Source organism: Bradyrhizobium sp. Cp5.3 (assembly GCF_000426265.1).
Taxonomy (GTDB): Bacteria; Pseudomonadota; Alphaproteobacteria; order Rhizobiales; family Xanthobacteraceae; genus Bradyrhizobium; species Bradyrhizobium neotropicale.
The window spans coordinates 106,105-127,822 of record NZ_AUFA01000005.1 but is presented as its reverse complement, the minus strand read 5'-3'; the positions used below and the strand labels follow the sequence as shown (position 1 = coordinate 127,822).

At 64.3% G+C, this 21,718-nt stretch carries 21 protein-coding genes; 16 read left to right on the top strand and 5 right to left on the bottom strand.

Going from position 1 to position 21,718, the window contains the following annotated elements; translation table 11 throughout:
* The first annotated feature begins 39 nt into the window (after positions 1–39).
* The 7 genes from K289_RS0110610 (at position 40) to K289_RS0110580 (ending at position 6,515) form a co-directional block, all read left to right on the top strand.
* Positions 40–795, top strand: a complete 756-nt coding sequence (locus K289_RS0110610; RefSeq protein WP_027551492.1) for an ABC transporter ATP-binding protein — start codon at positions 40–42, stop codon at positions 793–795.
* Complete coding sequence (locus K289_RS0110605; protein WP_027551491.1) at positions 788–1,534, top strand: ABC transporter ATP-binding protein; 747 nt, start codon at positions 788–790, stop codon at positions 1,532–1,534. The genes K289_RS0110610 and K289_RS0110605 overlap by 8 nt, the downstream gene beginning before the upstream one ends.
* Before the next feature lie 37 nt (positions 1,535–1,571).
* Complete coding sequence (locus K289_RS0110600; RefSeq protein WP_027551490.1) at positions 1,572–2,795, top strand: ABC transporter substrate-binding protein; 1,224 nt, start codon at positions 1,572–1,574, stop codon at positions 2,793–2,795.
* 73 nt (positions 2,796–2,868) lie between these two features.
* Positions 2,869–3,732: a branched-chain amino acid ABC transporter permease gene (locus K289_RS0110595; protein ID WP_027551489.1), complete on the top strand. Its 864-nt coding sequence runs from the start codon at positions 2,869–2,871 to the stop codon at positions 3,730–3,732.
* A 1-nt stretch (position 3,733) separates the two neighbouring features.
* Entirely contained in the window at positions 3,734–4,702 is a 969-nt protein-coding gene (locus K289_RS0110590) for a branched-chain amino acid ABC transporter permease (RefSeq protein ID WP_027551488.1), read from the top strand.
* Positions 4,703–4,860: 158 nt separating this feature from the next.
* Entirely contained in the window at positions 4,861–5,505 is a 645-nt protein-coding gene (locus tag K289_RS0110585) for a DUF47 domain-containing protein (protein WP_027551487.1), read from the top strand.
* Positions 5,506–5,510: 5 nt separating this feature from the next.
* Positions 5,511–6,515: an inorganic phosphate transporter gene (locus K289_RS0110580; RefSeq protein WP_027551486.1), complete on the top strand. Its 1,005-nt coding sequence runs from the start codon at positions 5,511–5,513 to the stop codon at positions 6,513–6,515.
* Here the strand turns inward: K289_RS0110580 and sugE are convergent.
* Positions 6,508–6,822, bottom strand: a complete 315-nt coding sequence (sugE, locus tag K289_RS0110575; protein ID WP_027551485.1) for a quaternary ammonium compound efflux SMR transporter SugE — start codon at positions 6,820–6,822, stop codon at positions 6,508–6,510. The two genes, K289_RS0110580 and sugE, sit on opposite strands and share 8 nt — an antisense overlap.
* Positions 6,823–6,979: 157 nt before the next feature.
* On the opposite strand from sugE, the gene K289_RS0110570 reads away from it, so the two are divergent.
* The 9 genes from K289_RS0110570 (at position 6,980) to K289_RS0110530 (ending at position 16,608) form a co-directional block, all read left to right on the top strand.
* Positions 6,980–8,599, top strand: a complete 1,620-nt coding sequence (locus K289_RS0110570) for a peptide chain release factor 3 (protein ID WP_027551484.1) — start codon at positions 6,980–6,982, stop codon at positions 8,597–8,599.
* Positions 8,600–8,712: 113 nt separating this feature from the next.
* Positions 8,713–9,291, top strand: coding sequence for a hypothetical protein (locus K289_RS0110565; protein ID WP_027551483.1), 579 nt, complete (start codon positions 8,713–8,715; stop codon positions 9,289–9,291).
* 199 nt (positions 9,292–9,490) lie between these two features.
* Positions 9,491–10,075 (top strand): NnrU family protein, encoded by a 585-nt coding sequence (locus K289_RS0110560; protein WP_027551482.1) that lies wholly within the window; start codon positions 9,491–9,493, stop codon positions 10,073–10,075.
* Positions 10,076–10,077: 2 nt separating this feature from the next.
* Positions 10,078–10,899 carry a 3-methyl-2-oxobutanoate hydroxymethyltransferase gene (panB, locus tag K289_RS0110555; protein ID WP_027551481.1) on the top strand — a complete coding sequence of 274 codons (822 nt, stop codon included), beginning with the start codon at positions 10,078–10,080 and terminating at the stop codon, positions 10,897–10,899.
* 10 nt (positions 10,900–10,909) lie between these two features.
* Positions 10,910–12,505 carry a class I adenylate-forming enzyme family protein gene (locus tag K289_RS0110550; protein ID WP_027551480.1) on the top strand — a complete coding sequence of 532 codons (1,596 nt, stop codon included), beginning with the start codon at positions 10,910–10,912 and terminating at the stop codon, positions 12,503–12,505.
* A gap of 171 nt (positions 12,506–12,676) precedes the next feature.
* Entirely contained in the window at positions 12,677–13,330 is a 654-nt protein-coding gene (locus K289_RS0110545; protein ID WP_027551479.1) for a tetratricopeptide repeat protein, read from the top strand.
* Between the two features lie 29 nt (positions 13,331–13,359).
* The gene (locus K289_RS0110540; RefSeq protein ID WP_027551478.1) at positions 13,360–13,923 is read left to right on the top strand and encodes a hypothetical protein; all 564 of its coding nucleotides are present in this window, start codon (positions 13,360–13,362) and stop codon (positions 13,921–13,923) included.
* 49 nt (positions 13,924–13,972) lie between these two features.
* Entirely contained in the window at positions 13,973–15,355 is a 1,383-nt protein-coding gene (der, locus tag K289_RS0110535) for a ribosome biogenesis GTPase Der (protein WP_027551477.1), read from the top strand.
* Positions 15,352–16,608, top strand: a complete 1,257-nt coding sequence (locus K289_RS0110530; protein ID WP_027551476.1) for a TCR/Tet family MFS transporter — start codon at positions 15,352–15,354, stop codon at positions 16,606–16,608. The genes der and K289_RS0110530 overlap by 4 nt, the downstream gene beginning before the upstream one ends.
* Positions 16,609–16,707: 99 nt before the next feature.
* Here the strand turns inward: K289_RS0110530 and K289_RS0110525 are convergent, their stop codons facing one another.
* From K289_RS0110525 to purF, 4 genes are all read right to left on the bottom strand, one after another.
* The gene (locus tag K289_RS0110525; protein ID WP_027551475.1) at positions 16,708–17,934 is read right to left on the bottom strand and encodes an ABC transporter substrate-binding protein; all 1,227 of its coding nucleotides are present in this window, start codon (positions 17,932–17,934) and stop codon (positions 16,708–16,710) included.
* Between the two features lie 169 nt (positions 17,935–18,103).
* On the bottom strand, positions 18,104–19,252 hold the full coding sequence (locus tag K289_RS0110520; RefSeq protein WP_027551474.1) for a hypothetical protein: 1,149 nt from the start codon (positions 19,250–19,252) through the stop codon (positions 18,104–18,106).
* Between the two features lie 75 nt (positions 19,253–19,327).
* Positions 19,328–20,068 carry an SDR family NAD(P)-dependent oxidoreductase gene (locus K289_RS0110515; protein ID WP_027551473.1) on the bottom strand — a complete coding sequence of 247 codons (741 nt, stop codon included), beginning with the start codon at positions 20,066–20,068 and terminating at the stop codon, positions 19,328–19,330.
* A gap of 133 nt (positions 20,069–20,201) precedes the next feature.
* Complete coding sequence (purF, locus tag K289_RS0110510) at positions 20,202–21,713, bottom strand: amidophosphoribosyltransferase (protein WP_027551472.1); 1,512 nt, start codon at positions 21,711–21,713, stop codon at positions 20,202–20,204.
* Positions 21,714–21,718: the final 5 nt, after the last annotated feature.

Below are 21,718 nucleotides of genomic sequence, written 5' to 3'. Positions count from 1 at the left end.
CGCGCGACCAGCGCGTCGTGCGGGCGGGGGGAAATCTGTTTGGCCGATGAGTTCATTCTCGAAACGGAAGGCTTGACCAAGGAGTTCGCGGGCTTCTTTGCCGTCCGCGACGTTGCGCTCAAAGTCCGCCGTGGGAGCATTCACGCATTGATCGGTCCAAACGGGGCCGGGAAGACGACGTGCTTTAATCTGCTTACCAAGTTCCTGAAACCGTCTGCCGGAAAAATCCTGTACAAGGGACAGGACATCACCGCGATGGCGCCGGCCGACGTCGCCCGCATGGGGCTGGTGCGTTCGTTCCAGATTTCGGCGGTATTTCCGCATCTCACCGCGCTTGAGAATGTCCGTGTCGCGCTCCAGCGCCAGCATGGCAGCTCCTTTGATTTCTGGCGCTCGAAGTCGGTGCTCAACCGCTTCAACAATCGCGGGCTGGAGCTGTTGAACGATGTCGGCCTCAGCGAGTTTGCCAATACGCCGGCGGTCGAGATGCCCTATGGGCGCAAGCGCGCACTGGAGATCGCAACCACGCTCGCGCTCGACCCGGAGATGATGCTGCTGGACGAGCCTATGGCCGGCATGGGCCACGAGGACATCGACAAGATCGCGGCGCTGATCAAGCGGATTTCGGCGAAATATACCATCCTGATGGTGGAGCATAATCTGAGCGTCGTCGCCAATCTCTCCGATATCATCACCGTGCTGACGCGCGGGCAGGTGCTCGCGCAGGGCAATTACGCCGATCTCACCAAGGACGAGCGCGTCAAGGAAGCTTATCTGGGAGCCGGTCATGCCTGAGACTGCAACCGCGGAAGCTCCGGCAAAGGCCGCAACCGGCGGCAACATCCTCGGGGTTCGCAACCTGGAAGCCTGGTACGGCGAGTCCCACATCCTGCACGGGATCAATTTCGACGTGAACGCGGGCGAGGTCGTCACCCTGCTCGGGCGCAACGGCGCCGGCAAGACGACCACGCTGAAGTCGATCATGGGTATCATCGGCAAGCGCACCGGCTCGGTGAAATTCAACAATCAGGAGATCACCCGCGCGACCTCGGACAAGATCGCGCGCATGGGCATTGCGCTCTGTCCGGAGGAGCGCGGCATCTTCTCCAGCCTCGACGTGCGCGAGAATCTGCTGCTGCCACCGGTGGTGCGGCCGGGGGGATTGCCGCTCGATCAGATCTTCGAGCTGTTTCCGAACCTGAAGGAACGCCTCACCAGCCAGGGCACCAAGCTGTCCGGCGGCGAGCAGCAGATGCTCGCGATCGCGCGCATCCTGCGCACCGGCGCAAGCTTCCTGATGCTGGACGAGCCGACGGAAGGACTGGCGCCGGTCATCATCCAGCAGATCGGGCACACCATTGCACGGCTCAAGAAGGAGGGTTTTACGATCCTCCTGGTCGAGCAGAACTTCCGCTTCGCATCCACCGTTGCGGACCGTTATTACGTGGTCGAACACGGCAAGATCATTGATGGATTTGCGAATTCGGAGCTTGCCGCCAACATGGACAAGCTCCACACCTATCTCGGCGTCTAGAGCTGCCAAACGAGAAACTTCAAAAAGGGAAAGTTGCATGAAGACCAGGTCGATTGCGTCATTTCTGCTGAGCACCGCGCTGACGTTCGCCGCAGCAGGCGTCGCTTCCGCGCAGGACAAGACCGTCAAGATCGGCGCGCTGTCCGATCAGTCCGGTCTTTATGCCGATCTCGGCGGCCCCGGCTCGACCCTGGCCGCGCAAATGGCCGTCGAAGACTCCGGCCTCACGGCGAAGGGCTGGAAGATCGACGTCATCTCGGGCGACCATCAGAACAAGCCCGACATCGGCACCGCGATCGCACGCCAGTGGTTCGACGTGGAGAAGGTCGACGTCATCGTCGACGTGCCGAACTCCGGCGTGGCGCTCGCCGTCAACAACGTCGTGAAGGAAAAGAACGGCGCTTACATCAACTCGGGCGCGGCGACCTCGGACCTGACCAACGCGCAGTGCTCGCCCAACACCGTGCACTGGACCTACGACACCTACATGCTCGCCCACACCACCGGGCAGGCGCTGGTGAAGGCCGGCGGCGACACCTGGTTCTTTCTGACCGCCGATTACGCCTTCGGCGCGGCGCTGGAGCGTGATACCACCGCGGTCGTTACCGCTAACGGCGGCAAGGTCGTCGGCGGGGTCAAGCACCCGCTCAACACGCCGGACTTCTCGTCCTTCCTGCTGCAGGCGCAGGCTTCCAAGGCCAAGATCATCGGCCTTGCCAATGCCGGCGGCGACACCACGAATTCGATCAAGCAGGCGGCCGAGTTCGGCATCGTGAAGGGCGGCCAGAAGCTCGCGGCACTGCTCTTGTTCCTCACCGACGTCAAGGCGATCGGTCTCGAGACGGCGCAGGGCCTGAACTTCACCGAGACCTTCTACTGGGACATGAACGATCAGACCCGGGCATTCTCGAAGCGCTTCGCCGCGCGGATGAAGAACAATGCGCCGCCGACCATGGTGCAGGCCGGCGTCTATTCGGGCCTGCGTCACTATTTCAAGGCGCTGGAAGCGCTCGGCGGCAATCCGCATGATGGCGCGAAGGTCGTCGAGAAGATGAAGTCGATGCCGACCGAAGACGATCTGTTCGGCAAGGGTGAGATCCAGCCCAACGGCCGTACCATCCACAATGCCTATCTGTTCGAGGTGAAGACGCCCGCCGAGTCCAAGGGACCGTGGGACTTCTACAAGCTGGTCGGCACGGTGCCGGGCGACCAGGCCTTCACGCCGCTGTCTGAAAGCAAATGCGCGCTGCTGAAGAAGTAAGCTAACGGCCCGCAGGCCTTGTCGGCCTGCGGGCAAGTTTGAGGGAACGCCGAAGGGACTGGGTGCGCGATCGATGCAGGCTCTCTATGCACAGCTACTGGTGGGATTGATCAACGGCTCGTTCTACGCGCTGCTCAGTCTCGGGCTTGCCGTGATCTTCGGCATGCTCAACATCATCAATTTCGCCCATGGCGCGCTCTACATGATGGGCGCGTTCGTCGCCTATTTCCTGCTGAACCTCGGCGGCATCAACTATTGGGGGGCGCTGATCATCGCGCCGATCATCGTCGGCATCTTCGGCATGATCCTGGAACGGACCATGCTGCAATGGCTGACCGGCCTCGACCATCTCTACGGATTGCTTCTGACCTTCGGCATCGCGCTGATCGTGCAGGGCGTGTTCCAGAACTATTTCGGCTCATCCGGCCTGCCTTATGCCATTCCGGACCAGCTCAAGGGCGGCATGAACCTCGGCTTCATGTTCCTGCCCGTCTATCGCGGCTGGGTCGTCATCTTCTCGCTCGTCGTGTGCCTTGCGACCTGGTTCCTGATCGAGAAGACGCGGCTGGGCGCTTACCTGCGCGCAGCGACGGAAAATCCGACGCTGGTGCGTGCCTTCGGCATCAACGTGCCGCGCATGATCACGCTCACTTACGGCCTCGGCGTCGGCCTTGCGGCACTCGCGGGCGTCTTGTCGGCGCCGATCAACCAGGTGCGGCCGCTGATGGGCGCCGACCTCATCATCGTCGTTTTCGCGGTGGTCGTGATCGGCGGCATGGGATCGATCATGGGATCGATCATCACGGGTTTCGCGCTCGGCGTGATCGAGGGCCTGACCAAGTATTTTTACCCCGAGGCCTCCAACACCGTCGTGTTCGTCCTGATGGTGCTGGTGCTGCTGGTGAAGCCGACGGGACTGACGGGAAGGGCGGCCTGATATGACAGCCTTGACAGACGATACGTTGCCGGTAACTCCGCGCGCGATGCGCGACGAGATGATCGTGTTCGTGGTGATGGCGCTGCTGCTCGCCGCCGTTCCGTTCACCGGCATCTATCCGTTCTTCGTGATGCAGGCGCTGTGCTTCGCGCTGCTCGCCTGCGCGTTCAACCTGCTGATCGGCTATGGCGGCCTGCTGTCGTTCGGCCACGCGATGTTCCTCGGCACCGCCGGCTATTGCAGCGCGCATGCGCTGAAGGTGTGGGGGCTGCCGCCGGAGCTCGGCATCGTCGTCGGCGTCGCCGCTGCTTTCCTGCTCTCGATCGTGACCGGTTTTATCTCGATCCGCCGCCAGGGCATCTATTTCTCGATGATCACGCTGGCGCTGTCGCAGCTCCTGTACTTCATCTACCTCCAGGCGCCGTTCACCCATGGTGAGGACGGCATCCAGGGCATTCCGCAGGGGCACCTGTTCGGCGTCTTCGATCTGTCGAAGCCGACCGTTCTCTACTACGTCGTGCTGGTCGGCTTTCTCGCCGGATTCCTGCTGATCTATCGCATCATCAACTCGCCCTTCGGCGAGGTCCTGAAGTCGATCCGCGAGAACGAGCAGCGGGCGATCTCGCTGGGCTACCGGACCGACCAGTACAAGTTCCTGGCTTTCGTGCTGTCCGGCACGCTGGCCGGCTTTGCCGGATCGCTGAAAGTGTTCGTGGCGCAGAACGCCTCGCTCACCGACGTGCACTGGTCGATGTCCGGCGAAGTCGTGCTGATGACGCTGGTCGGCGGTCTCGGCACCATCTTCGGGCCGGTGGTCGGCGCCTTCGTGATCATCGCCATGCAGCAATATCTGGCGAGCTTCGGCCAGTGGGTGACGGTGATCCAGGGCGGGATCTTCGTAATCTGCGTGCTCACCTTCCGCCGCGGCGTCATTGGCGAGATCGCGCATTACCTTCGTCGTTCGCTCTAAGATATTGATCTGGCTATAATTTAGGCCTGGATGCGAAAGCGGTGGACGATCCGGTTCCGCGGGCGTGCGAATGACACGCGCGCGGGTCGAAAATGGTCTATGACAGTTTTGTGACGGCCTGTTCGGGCCTGGCCATTTCCAACCGGTAGCCTATCCCCATGATGCGTTGGTTTCGCGCTCTCCTCCCCAGGGAAGAGCGCTTTTTCGAACTGTTCGACCGCCATGCCCAGACCGTGATCCAGGGCGCCATTGCTCTCCAGGGCGTCTTGAAGGGCGGTGAGGAGACACCGCTCTATTGCCAGCGCGTCAGCCAGTTCGAGAACGAGGCTGACAACGTCACGCGTGAGGTGCTGACGGCCGTTCGCCGCACCTTCATCACACCGTTCGACCGCGGCGACATCAAGAACCTCATTACGTCGATGGACGATGCCATCGACCAGATGCAGCAGACGGCGAAAGCGGTGATACTGTTTGAGGTCCGCGATTTCGAGCCGCCGATGCGCGAGATCGGCGGCCTCGTGGTCGAATGTGCCAATCTGGTCGGGCGCGCGCTGCCGCTGCTGCAATCGATCGGTCCGAACGTTGCGATGCTGACGGCTATCACGGAAGAACTGACCAAATTGGAGGGCCGTGTCGACGACCTCCACGACATCGGGATGAAGGAACTGTTCCTGAAGCACCGCGACGGCAACGCAATGGACTTCATCGTCGGCGGCGAGATCTACGACCACCTCGAAAAAGTCGCGGACCGCTTCGACGACGTCGCGAACGAGATCAACAGCATCGTCATCGAGCAGGTCTAGGCGCCGTGGATCTCGCTTTGGGTCTTCCCGTTCTGGTCGGACTGATCGCTGTCGCGCTGCTGTTCGACTTCCTGAACGGCCTGCACGATGCCGCCAATTCGATCGCGACCATCGTTTCGACCCGCGTGTTGCGGCCGCAATTTGCCGTGCTGTGGGCCGCCTTCTTCAACTTCGTGGCGTTCATGGTGTTCGGCCTGCACGTCGCCCAGACCGTCGGCACCGGCATCATCGATCCCTCGATCGTCGATGCCCAGGTGATCTTCGCGGCCCTCGTCGGCGCCATCGTCTGGAACCTCGTCACCTGGGCGCTCGGCATCCCGTCCTCGTCGTCGCATGCCCTGATCGGCGGCCTCATCGGTGGCGGCATGGCCAAAGCGGGAATCTCGGCGGCGGTGTGGAGCGGCTTGTCCAAGACCGTGCTGGCAATCGTGCTGTCGCCGCTGATCGGCTTCCTGCTTGCGATGATGCTGGTTGCGATCGTGTCCTGGGCGTCGGTGCGCTCGACACCGTTCGCGGTCGATCGCGCCTTCCGCATCCTGCAATTCGCCTCCGCCTCGCTCTATTCGCTCGGCCATGGCGGCAATGATGCGCAGAAGACCATGGGCATCATCGCCGTGCTGCTCTTTTCGCAGGGCCGCCACGACGGCGAATTCTACGTGCCGTTCTGGGTGGTGCTGTCCTGCCAGGCGGCGATGGCGCTGGGCACGCTGATGGGGGGCTGGCGCATCGTGCGCACCATGGGCCTGCGCATCACCAAGCTGACGCCGATGCAGGGCTTTTGCGCTGAGACCGGCGGTGCCGCGACCCTGTTTATGGCGACCTTCCTCGGCGTCCCCGTTTCGACCACCCACACCATCACCGGAGCGATCGTCGGCGTCGGCGCCGCGCGACGTGTCTCGGCGGTGCGCTGGAACGTCGCAAGCTCGATCGTCTACGCCTGGGTGATCACCATCCCGGCGTCCGCGATCGTTGCGGCGCTCAGCTGGTGGGCGGTCCAGATTTTCAAGTGACGAGCTTCAGCCCGACGATCCCTGCGACGATCAGTCCGATGCTGGCGAGGCGAAATGCGGCGGCCGGCTCGCCGAACAGGATGATTCCCAATGTCGCGGTGCCGACCGCGCCGATGCCGGTCCAGACCGCATAGGCGGTTCCAATCGGGAGCGATTTCAGGGCGAGACCGAGCAGGATGACGCTTCCGGCCATGGCTGCGAGCGTAAGGACCGACGGAACGAGCTTGGTGAAACCCTCGGTGTATTTCAGCCCGATCGCCCAGGCGACCTCCAAAAGACCGGCGACGAACAATATGGTCCAGGCCATGACGACCCTCCGTTCAAGGCAGGGTCGTCCCCGCGGCTGATGTGGCTGATCGGCGAAAGGTCGTCCTTCCCAGGGCCGATATGGGGCTGGTCAGACGGCTCTGCAATCACCAAATGAGGCTTGATCAGGCCCGTTTTCCCTGCCAAACGCTCCCGCCATGTCCGACATCGCCACTCCAGCCGAATCGCCGGCCCGTTCCCCGCTTGCCGCCGAAGTGGCGCGGCGGCGCACCTTTGCGATCATCTCCCACCCTGACGCGGGCAAGACCACGCTGACCGAGAAGCTGCTGCTGTTCGGCGGCGCCATCAATCTTGCCGGCCAGGTCAAGGCCAAGGGCGAGCGACGCAACACGCGCTCGGACTGGATGAAGATCGAGCGCGAGCGCGGCATCTCGGTCGTCACCTCCGTGATGACCTTCGAATTCGAGGGGCTCGTGTTCAACCTGCTGGACACGCCGGGCCACGAGGACTTTTCGGAAGATACCTATCGGACCCTCACGGCGGTCGATTCCGCCGTGATGGTGATCGACGCGGCGAAGGGCATCGAGGCACGCACGCGAAAGCTGTTCGAGGTCTGCCGCCTGCGCGACATCCCGATCATCACCTTCATCAACAAGATGGACCGCGAGAGCCGCGACGTCTTTGAGCTTCTCGACGAGATCGAGAAGACGCTCGCGCTCGATACCACGCCGATGACCTGGCCGGTCGGCCGCGGCCGTGACTTCCTCGGCACCTATGACGTCGTCAATGGCGGCGTACGCCTGCTCGAAGGCGGCGGCGCCAAGACTGGCGCGGCGCAGCAGATCGAGATCACGGAGCTCGCAAAGCTTAACGCGAATCTCGACGTATCAGCCGTGAAGGACGAGCTGGAGCTCGTCACCGAGGCCTCCAAGCCGTTCGAGCTTGGAGCGTTTCGCGAGGGCCATCTGACGCCGGTCTATTTCGGCAGCGCGCTGCGCAATTTCGGCGTCGGCGACCTCCTGGAGGGGCTCGGAAAGTTCGCGCCCGAGCCGCGCGCGCAGGAGAGCAACCAGCGCAAGGTCGAGGCAACCGATCCGCGCATGAGCGCCTTCGTGTTCAAGATCCAGGCGAACATGGATCCGAACCATCGCGACCGCATCGCTTTTGCACGGCTGTGCTCCGGCAAGCTCAGCCGCGGCATGAAGGCCAAGCTGGTGCGCACCGGCAAGAGCATGCCGCTCTCGAGCCCGCAATTCTTCTTCGCGCAGGATCGCTCGGTGGCGGACGAAGCCTTTGCCGGCGACGTCGTCGGCATTCCCAATCACGGCACCTTGCGCATCGGCGACACCCTGACCGAAGGCGAGGATTTCACCTTCGTCGGCGTGCCGAGCTTCGCGCCGGAAATCGTCCGTCGCGTCCGTCTCACCGACGCGATGAAGGCGAAGAAGCTGAAGGAAGCGCTGCAGCAGATGTCGGAAGAGGGTGTCGTGCAGGTGTTTCGCCCGCGCGACGGCGCGCCTGCTCTGGTCGGCGTGGTCGGCGCGCTGCAGCTCGACGTGCTCAAGGCGCGGCTGGAGGCCGAATATGCACTGCCGGTCGAGTTCGAGGTGAGCGAGTTCCAGCTCGCACGCTGGGTCTCGTCGGATGACCGCAAGAAGCTCGATACGTTCCTCGCCGCCAATACCTCGAGCATTGCGGACGATGTCGACGGCGACCCCGTGTATCTGGCCAGGAACGAGTTCTATCTCGGCTATACCAAAGAGCGCGCCGAGGGCATCGAGTTCGCCAACGTCAAGGACGTGAAGAAGAAGGGGTAGGGGTAGGGGTAGGGCCCCAATCCCCGTTTAAGCGCGAGCATGTGAACACGCGCGGGCTTGACGTGTTCAGGGCCGATGCCACTTTCGCATGGGTGGCCTTGCGAGCTCATGTCATGTGGCGCGGTATTATTGTTCTTTTCCTGCTGGCGATATCGACGCTTCCCGCCGACGCCAGACGCCGCCAGATCAATCCGATTCCATTCTCGCACGAGCCGTGCAGCGTGCTCGACAACCGTCCCTGCACGCCGTCCTTTTGCAGCGTGCTCGAGCACGGGCCCTGCATTCCCGAGATCTACTATCCCTACGGCGAAAATCTCCAGCTCACGGTCGAGAGCGTGCCGTCCGAGGCCGATCGTGCCAAGTACGCGAGGCCGGACCACGACCTCGATACGATCGGCGACCTCTTTGCCGAGCTTAGGTCCTGCTGGTCGCCGCCGACCAACGACGTGCGCGCGGGCATGCAGATGTCGGTGCGCTTCAGCTTCAACAAGGCGGGCGGCCTGATCGGCCCGCCGCGCCTGACCTTTGCGACCGCGGGCGTCCCGGCCGACACAAGGACGAGCTATCTCAACGCGATCAATGCGTCGCTGAACGCATGTCTGCCACTGAAATTCACGAGTGGTCTCGGCGGCGCACTTGCCGGGCGGCCGATCGCGATCCGATATGTCGATAATCGGGGGCCCGGAAAGTAACCGCAAGGATTGCTCCATCCCCTCATCCTGAGGAGCTTGCGAAGCAAGCGTCTCGAAGGATGAAGGCCAAGGTGCCATCCCGGCCTCTATGGTTCGAGACGGCGCTTCGCGCCTCCTCACCATGAGGGGCATCAGTTGCGATCAGCGGCCGATCAATGGTACGCCATGAGCGGGGGCGCTAGCTTAAGGGGAGGACGTCATGGGTCTGCTGGTCATGATCCTGGGGCTCGTGCTGTTTTTTGCGGCCCATGTGTTCACCACGAAACGCAAGGCGCGGGCGCAGGCGATCGCAACACTGGGCGAGGGGACCTACAAGATCCTCTATTCGGTGGTGTCGCTGGCGGGCCTGGCGCTGATCGTCTGGGGCTTTGGCCATTATCGCGCGACCGGCTGGATCGACGTGTGGTATCCGCCGAAGGCGCTGAAGCACATCACCGTCGCGCTGATGTTGCCTGCGGTCATTCTGGTGGTCGCGTCCTACATTCGGGGACGCATCTATGCGACGCTGAAGCATCCGATGCTGGCCGGCATCAAGCTGTGGGCCGCGGCGCATCTGCTGGCGAACGGCGATCTCGGTTCCATCATTCTGTTCGGCTCGTTCCTCGGCTGGGGCGTGTATGACCGCATTTCGCTGAAGCATCGCACCGATAGCGGCGCGCCGCCGATCCCGGTTGGTGGCGCCACCAACGACCTGATCGCGGTTGCGGTCGGGATCGTCGCCTACGTCGCGCTTGCCTTCGCGTTCCACCCGGTCGTGATCGGTGTGCCTGTCATGGGGTCCTGACAATGTCCATCCAATCCGCCATCAAGCGCAAGACCGCGCCCGACCTCCGCGTTCGCAAGAATGGCGAACCGATCGTGATGCTGACCTCCTATCACGCGCACACCGCCGCGCTGGTCGACAAGCACTGCGACGCGATCCTGGTCGGCGATTCCCTCGGCAATGTCATGCATGGCTTCGAGACCACGGTGCCCGTGACGCTCGACATGATGATCCTGCAGGGCTGCGCGGTGATGCGCGGCTCCCGGCAGGCGCTCGTCGTCGTCGACATGCCGTTCGGCTCCTACGAAGGCTCGAAGGAGCAGGCCTTCCAGTCGGCGGTCCGGATCATGAAGGAAACGCAGTGCGGCGCGGTCAAGCTCGAGGGCGGCGCGCGGATGGCGGAGACGGTGGCGTTTCTCTGCGAACGGGGCATTCCCGTGATGGGGCATATCGGGCTGACACCACAGTCGATCAACACGCTCGGCTCGTTCCGCGCACAGGGCCGCGAGGAGACGAACTGGGCTCCGATCGAGAACGACGCCAGGGCGATCGCAGAGGCGGGGGCCTTCTCGATCGTGATCGAGGCGGTCGCCGAGCCGCTGGCGCGCAAGATCACGCAATCGGTCGCCGTTCCGACCATCGGCATTGGCGCGAGCTCAGCCTGCGACGGCCAGATTTTGGTGCTGGAGGATATGCTCGGTCTGTCGCCGCGGTCGCCGAAATTCGTGCGCCGCTATGGCAATCTCGGGCCGGCGATCGAGGAAGCCATCGCTGCATATGCGAGCGACGTGAAGAGCCGTGCCTTCCCGGGCCCGGAGCACGTCTACGGAATGAAGAAGAGCTGACGAGGGGCGCATGGACTGGTCGCAGCACGCAGTTCCGCCCATGCGGCTCGAGTCGCGCTTCGGCGACCGCGTCGTGCCGGCTTTCCCGGAGCGGCCGGGCAGCGTCTGGGCGATGATCGCGGAGGCCTGCGCGCGCAATCCCGACGGCGAAGCACTGATCTGCGGCAATGTCCGGCTGAGCTGGCGGCAGGTCGTGGACCAGGCCGCGCGGATCGCGGCGGGCTTTCGCAAGCTCGGCCTCAAGCGCGGCGACCGTGTCGCCATCCTGATTGGCAACCGCATCGAATTTCCGCTGGTCCTGTTTGCCGCCGCGCATGAGGGACTGGTGACGGTGCTGCTCAGCACGCGCCAGCAGAAGCCCGAGATCGCCTATGTGCTCACCGATTGCGGCGCCAGGATCCTGATTTACGAAGCCGCGCTTGCCGATCGCCTGCCTGAGGCGCGGGATGTCCCTGATGTCGTCGATCGCATCGCGATCGACGATGACCCGCAGCGCTCGCGCTTCGCTGTGTTCACGGACAATGCGCCGGCACCTGCGCCAGTCGACGTCGCCGAGGAGGATACCGCGATGATCCTCTACACCTCGGGTACGACCGGCAAGCCGAAGGGCGCGATGCTCGCCCATTGCAACATCATCCATTCCTCGATGGTCTTCGTGTCGTGCCTGGAATTGACGGCGGCGGATCGTTCGATCGCGGCGGTGCCGCTCGGCCACGTCACCGGGGTCGTCGCCAACATCACCACCATGATCCGTTGCGCCGGCTCGCTGATCATCATGCCGGAGTTCAAGGCGGCGGATTATCTCAAGCTCGCCGCGCGCCAGCGCGTCACCTACACGGTGATGGTGCCCGCGATGTACAATCTCTGCCTGCTCCAGCCCGATTTCGACAGTTATGATCTTTCGAGCTGGCGGATCGGCGGCTTCGGCGGCGCGCCGATGCCGGTCGCGACGATCGAAAAGCTCAAGGCGACGATTCCCGGCCTGAAGCTGATGAACTGCTATGGCTCCACTGAGACGACGTCGCCCTCGACGATCATGCCGGGGGAGCTGACGGAAAGCCATATCGACAGCGTCGGCCTGCCGTGCCCTGGCGCTCGGATCGTCGCGATGGGCGCGGACGGGCGCGAGTTGCCGCGCGGCGAGATTGGCGAGCTCTGGATCCAGAGCGCCTCCGTGATCAAGGGTTACTGGAGCAATCCCACGGCCACGGCGGAGAGCTTCACCAGCGGCTTCTGGCATTCCGGCGATCTCGGCTCAATCGATGCGGACGGCTTTGTCCGTGTGTTCGACCGGCAGAAGGACATGATCAACCGCGGCGGCCTGAAGATCTATTCCGCCGAGGTCGAATCCGTGCTGGCCGGCCACCCCGCCGTGGTCGAGAGCGCGATCATTGCGAAGCCTTGCCCGGTGCTGGGCGAGCGCGTCCACGCCGTGGTGGTGACACGGGTGCCGGTTGCCGGCGACGATTTGCGGGCGTGGTGCGCCGAGCGGCTGTCCGACTACAAGGTGCCGGAGACGCTTGCCGTCACGGCCGAGCCGCTGCCGCGCAACGCCAATGGCAAGGTACTGAAGCGCCAGTTGCGGGAGCAATTGACGGGAACCTGAGCCGGGCATGCGCCCCCAAAGGCGGTCCGAGGCCTTGGGTTAACGCCTTGATCGGGCTGGCTTTGCCTTGCCACCGCCATATCGATAGGGTACGTCGCCGCCACGCGGGGACGGGATTTCCGACGCGAACGATCTGGCGCGCGCTCCCGACCGGGCATGGGATTAGCATAAGTGTCTGAATTATTTGACGAAGTCGACGAGGAAGTACGTCGCGAACAGCTCAAGAAGCTGTGGGATAGATATTCGATCTACTTCATCGCCCTGATGGTGCTGATCGTGGCAGCCGTAGGCGGCTGGCGGGCCAACCAGTACCTGGAGGCCAAGAAGGCTGCCGAGGCAGGAGCCCTCTTCGAAAAGGCCGTCGAACTGTCCGAGCAGGACAAGCATGCGGAGGCCGAGAAGGCCTTCACCGAGCTCGCCGCCAAGGCGCCTTCGGGCTATCGCACGCTGGCACGGCTGCGTGCCGCGGCCGAGGCGGTGAGCCGCGACCCCAAGGCCGCCGCCAAGATTTATGACGACATCGCCGCCGATGGCAGCGTGGGCGCCGAGTGGCGGGATCTCGCGCAGATTCGCGCCGCCGGGCTGCTGCTCGACAGTGCAAGCTACGCCGACATGCAGCAGCGGCTGGAGGCCTCGGCTGCGGCCGGGTCGACCTTCCGCCACAGCGCCCGCGAGATGCTGGCGCTGTCGGCCTGGCGTAATGGCGACACCACTGCGGCCCGCAAATGGCTCGACGCGATCGCGGAGGACGGCGAAACGCCGCCGGGCCTGCGCTCGCGCGCCGAGGCGCTTCAGGCCTTGCTGCCGCCTGTTGCGAAGAGCTGACGGCCTGAGAGCTTAGACGAGATATCGATATGCGCCGCACCCCACGTTTGATCGCAGCCACCGTCCTGATCGCCTTCACGGGCCTGTTGGGCGGCTGCTCCAGCGGCGGGTTTGATCCGGCCGATATGCTGGATTTCCTCGATACCAAGAAGAAGCTGCCGGGCGATCGCAAGCCGGTCTTCCCTGAGGGCGTGCCGGGCCTCGAGCAGGGCGTGCCGCGGGACATGTACAAGGGCGCCCAGCAACAACAGCTGCAGGATCCGAACGCGGCCGTTGCGGCTGCGCCCGCAGCGCCGCCGCCTGAGCCGGCTCCGCCATCAAAGTCCGCCAAGGGGAAGAAGACCAAGCAGCCGGCCGCGGCCGCTGCCGCGCCGGCAGAGGCGCCGGCCGGCGAGGTCGATGGCGAGGCCCAGCCTGCCGAGGCGCCGCCCGCCGCCGCCCCGCCGCCGAAGCAGAAGATCGTGCGCAAGCGCACCACTGCGCCGCCGCCCGATCAGTCCACCCAGCAGCCGGCGCAATCGGCCCAGACCACGCAGCAGCAGTCCCAAGGGGGCTTCCCGGCTCCGCTGCCAAGCGGCAGCTTCTCGCGCTGATTGTTTCATTGCATTGACAGGCGCAGCCCCCACAGCGCACGAACGACCGATGTCCTTCACGATCGCCATCATCGGCCGGCCCAATGTCGGCAAATCGACGCTGTTCAACCGCCTGGTTGGACAGAAGCTTGCGCTCGTCGATGATCTGCCCGGCGTCACCCGCGACCGCCGCGAAGGCGATGCCAAGCTCGGCGACCTCCAGTTCACGGTGATCGATACTGCCGGGCTCGACGAGGGCGCCAGGGGCTCGCTCACCGCGCGGATGCAGGAGCAGACCGAAACGGCGATTGCGCAGGCCGACGCGCTGTTCTTCGTGATCGATGCCCGCGTCGGCCTGACGCCAACCGATCGCGCCTTCGCCGATTTCGCCCGCCGCGCCAACAAGCCGGTGCTGCTGGTCGCCAACAAGAGCGAGGGCAAGCACGGCGATGCCGGCGCGATGGAGGCCTTTGCGCTGGGCCTCGGCGATCCCATCCAGATATCGGCCGAGCACGGCGAGGGCATGGGCGAGCTCTATGACGCCCTGAGTGGGCTGATGCCGGAGCCCGTCGAAGAGGATGAGGCCGAGGACGACGAGCCGCTGTCCGAGGAAGAGGCGGCCACCCGCCCGATCAGGGTTGCGATCGTCGGCCGGCCCAATGCCGGCAAGTCGACACTGATCAATCATCTGCTCGGCGAGGAGCGCCTGCTGACGAGCCCGGAGGCCGGCACCACGCGCGATTCCATCGCGGTCGAGATCAACTGGAATGGCCGCGAATTCCGCGTGTTCGACACCGCCGGCCTGCGCCGCAGGTCGCGCATCGAGGAGAAGCTGGAAAAGCTCTCGGTCGCGGATGCGCTGCGCGCCGTGCGCTTTGCTGAAGTCGTCGTGCTGATGATGGACGCGCAGAACCGCTTCGAGGAGCAGGATCTGCGCATTGCCGATCTGATCGAGCGCGAGGGCCGCGCGGTCGTGCTCGCGGTCAACAAATGGGACCTGATGGAGACCAGGGGCGGCGGGGCCATTTCCGGCCTCCGTCGTGACGCCGACCATTGGCTGCCGCAGGTCAAGGGTGTGCCGATCGTCGCCGTCTCCGGCTTGATGGGCGAGGGCATCGATCGCCTGATGCAGGCGATCCAGGACGCCTACGCGATCTGGAACAGGCGCGTGCCGACCTCGGCATTGAACCGCTGGTTCGAGCAGGCGATCCAGGCCAATCCGCCGCCCGCCGTGTCCGGCCGCAGGCTCAAGCTCAACTACATCACCCAGACCAAGGCGCGCCCGCCGAGCTTCGTGCTGTTCTGCTCGCGCGCAGATGCGATCCCGCAGTCCTATCTGCGCTATCTCACCAACTCCCTGCGCGAAACCTTCGAGCTGCCGGGCACGCCGGTGCGCATCACTCTGCGTGAGAAGGCCAATCCGTTCGCGCATAAGCGCAAGCGATTGTCGTGAGCGACGGGCCGAGCGAGGCCATCGCACCACATGCCGCGCCGGTCCGGCGCGGCGCCGTCGCCTTCATCTTCGTCACCATCCTGCTCGACATGCTCGCGCTCGGTGTGATCATGCCGATCCTGCCGAAGCTCATCGAGAGCTTTGTCGACAATGACACCGCGCATGCAGCGCGGATATTCGGCCTGTTCGGCACCGCCTGGGCGCTGATGCAATTCGTGTTCTCGCCGGTGCTCGGCGCACTGTCGGATCGCTTTGGGCGACGTCCGGTGGTGCTGCTGTCCAATTTCGGGCTCGCGGCCGACTATGTGCTGATGGCGCTTGCGCCGTCGCTGGTCTGGCTGTTCATCGGCCGCGTGATCTCCGGCATCACCTCGGCGAGCATCTCGACCGCCTTTGCCTATATCGCCGATATCACGGCGCCGGAGCGGCGCGCGGCGGTGTTCGGCAAGATCGGCGCGGCCTTCGGCGCCGGTTTCATTCTGGGCCCGGCGCTGGGTGGCCTGCTCGGCGATATCGATCCGCGCCTGCCGTTCTGGGCCTCGGCGGCCTTGAGCTTTGCCAATGCGCTCTATGGGCTCCTGATCCTGCCGGAATCGCTGGCGCCCGAGAGGCGCGCACCGTTCCGCTGGACGAGGGCCAATCCGATCGGGGCGCTGCATTTGCTGCGCTCCAACGTGGTGCTGGCCGGGTTGTCGGTCGTCAACTTCATCGCGCAGGTCGCGCATGTCGTGTTGCCGTCGACTTTCGTGCTCTATGCGACCTACCGCTACGGTTGGGATTCAAAGACCGTGGGACTGACGCTGGCAATGGTCGGCATCTGCGCCATGGTGGTGCAGGGGCTCGCCATCGGCCCGATCGTGAGCGTGCTCGGCGAGCGAAATGCGCTGCTGATGGGCTTGTGCTGCGGCGCGATCGGCTTTGCGATTTTCGGCAGCGCGCCGACCGGACCGCTGTTCTGGCTTGGCATCCCCGTGATGTCGCTGTGGGGCGTTTCGGGCGCCGCTATGCAATCGCTGATGACGCGGCTGGTCGCGCCCGATCAGCAGGGCCAGTTGCAGGGCGCGAGCTCAAGCGTGCAGAGCGTGGCGCAGCTCGTCGGCCCGTTCCTGTTCACCCTGACGTTCTCGTATTTCATCGGCAGCACCACGCCGCTGCATCTTCCCGGGGCGCCGTTCCTGCTGGCGGCCGCCCTGATGGTGGCGTGTGTGGTCATTGCGACGCGGACGCTGGCTGCGACGAAGACGGTCTCGTAGGGTGGGCAAAGCGAAGCGTGCCCACCAATTTCGTGAGGCCGCGAAGAGATGGTGGGCACGGCGCTTAGGCGCCCATGCCCACCCTACGGCAGCGTCGACTTACTTCTTGACCAGCGGGCACTCGCTGTCCTTGAGCGGCTTGGCCGCATCTTCCGCTGAAATGGTCGCGACCAGTTTGTAATAGTCCCACGGCCCCTTCGACTCTTCCGGCTTCTTCACCTCGAACAGATAGGCCGGGATGATGCGGCGTCCGTCGATGCGCAGGGGGCCCTTGCCGAACAGCGGATCGTCGGTCGGGATTTCCTTCATCTTGGCGACGACCTTGGCGCCGTCATGCGGGTTGCCGCCGAGGGCGTCCAGCGCCTTCAGGTAATGCAGCACGGCGGCATAGTTGCCGGCTTGGGTCATCGACGGCATCGCATGATTGCTCACCTTTTCCTGGAAGCGCTTGGACCAGGCGCGGGTGTTGTCGTTGAGGTCCCAATAGAAGGACTCGGTGAAGGTCAGGCCGTGCGCGGTCTTCAGGCCGAGCGAGTGAACGTCGTTGATGAACAGCAGGAGGGCTGCGAGCTTCTGGCCGCCTTCGACGATGCCGAACTCGGCCGCCTGCTTGATCGCGTTGGTGGTGTCGCCGCCGGCATTGGCGAGACCGACGATCTTCGCCTTCGAGTTCTGCGCCTGCAGCAGGAAGGACGAGAAGTCGGAGGTATTGAGCGGATGCTTGACGCCGCCAAGCACCTTGCCGCCGTTCGCGGTGACGACCGCGCTCGTATCGCGCTCCAGTGCGGCACCGAAGGCATAGTCGGCGGTCAGGAAGAACCAGGTGTCGCCGCCGGCCTTGGTCAGCGCCTTGCCGGTGCCGTTGGCAAGCATGTAGGTGTCATAGGTGTAGGAGATCGTGTTGGCGTTGCAGGCCTTGCCGGTCAGATCGGCGCTGGCGCCGCCATTGTTGAGCAGGACGGCGTTCTTTTCCTTGACGACGTTGCTCACGGCCAGCGCCACGCCCGAGTTCGGGGTATCGGCGATAACATCGACCTTCTGGGTGTCGATCCACTGGCGCGCGATGTTGACGCCGACGTCCGGCTTGTTCTGGTGATCGCCGCTGATGACCTCGATCTTCCAGCCCTTGGCGAGGAGGCCGGAATCCTCGACTGCCATCTTGATCGCCACCACCGCATTGGGGCCGCCGATATCGGCGTAGAGGCTCGACATGTCGTTGAGCACGCCGATCGTGACAGTCTTGTCCTGTGCGTAAGCGGATGTTGCAAAACCGAAGGCGGCACAGGCCAGAAGGGCCGCATAGCGGCGCGCGAGCGTCGTCGTCATAAAAGGTTTCCTCCATTGTCAAATATCCGGACGGCTCTCTTGGGCGGAGCCTTGTTCCGGCTGGTTTCCCGCTTACCGTGTCCTGCGGTCTGCGGCAATGCGCCTAAAGCCGGATGGCGCTGCGTCCAAGCGTCATCCGGGTCAACTTTTGGACAAGCTTTGCCGCGGTCTATTTGAGCGCGTCCGAGGTCAGCTTGAATTTCTGGATGCGCTTTCCGGTGTCGACCTCGGCGGTATAGACGTTACCCTTGGCATCGATCGCCATGGCATGCACCCAGTGGAATTGCCCGGCATTCCGGCCATTGCGACCGAAGCTGCCGACCACGCGGCCGTCATCGCGATTGATGACCCGGATCTCGTTGTTCTCGCCATCGGCGCTGAGCAGATAAGTCTGCTTCGGATCGGGCCAGATCGCGATGTCCCAGACCGCACCGTTGCCGAGCGTGTTCTTCTCGAAGAAGAACTCCTTCACGAAACTGCCGTCCTTCCTGAACACCTGGATACGGTTGTTGATGCGGTCGCAGACATAAACGAGCCCGTCATTGGCAAGCTTCACGCAGTGGACCGGGTTGCCGAATTGTTGGGCAACCGGCGCCTTGGGATCGTAAGGCGCCTGCTTGTCGTCGTTCGGCTTGTTGCCGTAGGCGCCCCAGTGGCGCTTGTAGGCGAGCGTGCTCGCATCGAACACGATGACGCGGCGATTGCCGTAGCCGTCGGCGACGTAGATCTCGTTTGCTTCCTTGTCGATCGCGGTCTCGGCGGGCTTGCCGAGCTGGGTCGTGTCGTTGCTGCCGAGGCTCGGCGCGATCTTGCCGATCTGCGCGACGAACTTGCCGTCGAGCGTGAATTTCAGAATGGCATTGTCGTTGTCGGCATTACCGCCGATCCAGACGAAGCCGCGCTCGTCGACCTCGATGCCATGCTCGCGGCCGACCCATTCATAGCCTTCGCCGGAACCGCCCCAGGAGCGCAGCAGATTGCCGTCGGTGTCGAATTCGAGGACGGGCGGCGCCGGCACGCAGCATTTCGAGCGCGGCGGATTGAGGGTGGCGCCTTTCTCGTCATCAGTAAGCGAACGCGGGCGATGGATGACCCAGATGTGTCCCTGCCAGTCCACGGTGATGCCGCCGACCTGGCCGAGGATCCAGTTGTTCGGCAGCGGCTTTGGCCAGGATGCATCGACCGCGAATGTCGGGACGCCGCCGGCAACTGCCGCGCCGGGTCTCGCGAGAATCACCGCCGCGATGAGGATTGAAATGGTGAAAGAGAGACGTGCCAGCGCACGCGTACGGCCTGCGCGATCGTGCCACGGCGCCATGGCGACCTCCCATTTTTCCTGCGGCTTGCTGCCGCTTGAGCGCGGCAGTCAATCGCGGGGAGGTCGGGAAGTCAATTACGCCGGGGAGCGGAAGCTCATCAGGGTGCGGGTCTTGTAATCGTAGAATTTGCCGGTCTCGGTCCAGTCCGGGGCGCACATCGGTACGATGAATTCGGCGACCTGCTCAGGCGTATCCAGCGTCGTCGGATCTTCGCCCGGCATCAGTGTCGCGCGCATCCGGGTGCGGATGGGACCCGGATTGAACAGGTTGATGCGCAAGGGCGTGTTCGCGGTCTCCTGCGCCCAGGCGCGCGCCAGCGTCTCCAGCGCGGCCTTGGAGGCGGCATAGGGGCCGACATAGGCGGTGGCCTTGTTGGCGGCGCCCGAGGTGATGAACACCGCGCGGCCGGCGTCGGACTGCTTGAGCAGTGGCTCCATGCAGCGAATGAGCTGGAAGTTCGCGGAGACGTTGACGGCCATTACGTCGTTGAAGGGCTTCAGCTCGATATGGCCGAGCGGCGAGGCGGGGCCAAGCACGCCGGCATTGCCGACGAGGATGTCGAGCTTGCCGTAGCGTTCGTGCAAGCCGGCGCCGAGCCGCGCGATGCCGTCGGAATCGGTGAGGTTGAGCGGCACCAGCGTCGCGGTGCCACCGTCCTTGCGGATCTCGTCGTCGAGCTCCTCGAGCCCGCCCTGCGTGCGCGCCACGGCGACAATATGCGCGCCGGCTCTTGCCAACGCTTGGGCCGTGGCGAAGCCGATGCCGCGCGAGGCGCCGGTGACGAGAGCGATGCGGTTGGCGAGGGGTTTTGTCATGGCGGGGTTTTACAGGCGTCAGCGCCCGGGACAAGCCCTTGCAAAGCTGTCATTCCGGGAAGTGCGAAGCATCGAAACCGGAATCTCGAGATCCCGGGTCCTGCGGACCGCCCCCGGAATGACGCGTTCGGCGTCAGCTCGCCTCCGCCAGCAGCGACAATTGCCGCGGCTGCGCTTCGGTCTGGGTCTGGTCGGTAAGGTGGGTCGGATAGGCGCCGGTGAAGCAGTGGTCCGAGAATTTCGGATTGGCCGGATCGCGGCCGGGCTCGCCCATGGCGCGGTACATGCCGTCGATCGACAGGAAGGCCAGCGAGTCCGCTCCGATGATCTCGCGCATTTCCTCAAGCGAATGCGTCGCGGCGAGCAGGCCGCCGCGATCGGGCAGGTCGATGCCGTAATAGTCGGGATAGAGGATCGGGGGCGAGGCGAGGCGGAAGTGCACTTCGGTCGCGCCCGCATCGCGCATCATGCGCACGATCTTCTTCGAGGTGGTGCCGCGCACCAGCGAGTCGTCGATCAGGATGATGCGCTTGCCTTCGATCGCGGCGCGGTTCGCCGAATGCTTCATGCGCACGCCGGATTCGCGGATCGCCTGCGTCGGCTGGATGAAGGTGCGGCCGACATAGTGGTTGCGGATGATGCCGAGCTCGAACGGCACGCCGGAATGCTGGCTGTAGCCGACCGCGGCGGGCACGCCCGAATCCGGCACCGGCACGACCACGTCGACCGGTACGTGGCTCTCACGCGCGAGCTGCGCGCCGAAGGCCTTGCGCACCTCGTAGACGGAGCGGCCGTGGACGATGGAATCCGGACGCGAGAAATAGATGTATTCGAAGATGCAGGGGCGCGGCGCCATCGGCGGGAACGGCTTGTGGACGTCCTGGCCGTTCTCGTCGAACACGATGACTTCGCCGGGCTCAATGTCGCGGATGAAGCGCGCACCGATGATGTCGAGCGCACAGGTCTCCGAGGTCAGGATCGGGCAGCCGTCGAGCTCGCCGAGCACGAGCGGGCGGATGCCGCGCGGGTCGCGTGCTCCGACCAGCTTCTTGTTGGTCAGCGACACCAGCGCATAGGCGCCCTCGATGGCGCGCAGCGCGTCGATATAGCGCTCGATGAAGCGGTTGCGCTTGGACTGCGCGACCAGGTGCAGGATCACCTCGGTGTCGGTGGTGGACTGCATCATCGCACCGTTCTTCACGAGCTCGCGGCGCAGCGTCAGTCCGTTGGTGAGATTACCGTTGTGGGCGACCGCAAGGCCGCCGGCATTGAGCTCGGCGAACAGCGGCTGCACGTTGCGCAGGATGGTGGCGCCGGTCGTGGAATAGCGGACATGGCCGACCGCGACGTTGCCGGGCAGGCGGTCGATCACCTCGCGGCGGGAGAACGTGTCGCCGACGAGGCCGAGGCGGCGCTCGGAATGGAAGCGGTTGCCGTCATAGGACACGATACCGGCGGCTTCCTGGCCGCGGTGCTGAAGGGCGTGCAGGCCGAGTGCGGTAATCGCGGAGGCTTCGGGGTGGCCGTAGATGCCGAACACGCCGCATTCCTCGCGCAGCGTATCCCCCTCCAGGTCGTCCTGAAGCTCTAGCGCGGCTGGGCCGAGATCGAGATCAAGTTGGGCGTCCTGGTCAGGGTTTCGCATCTCGT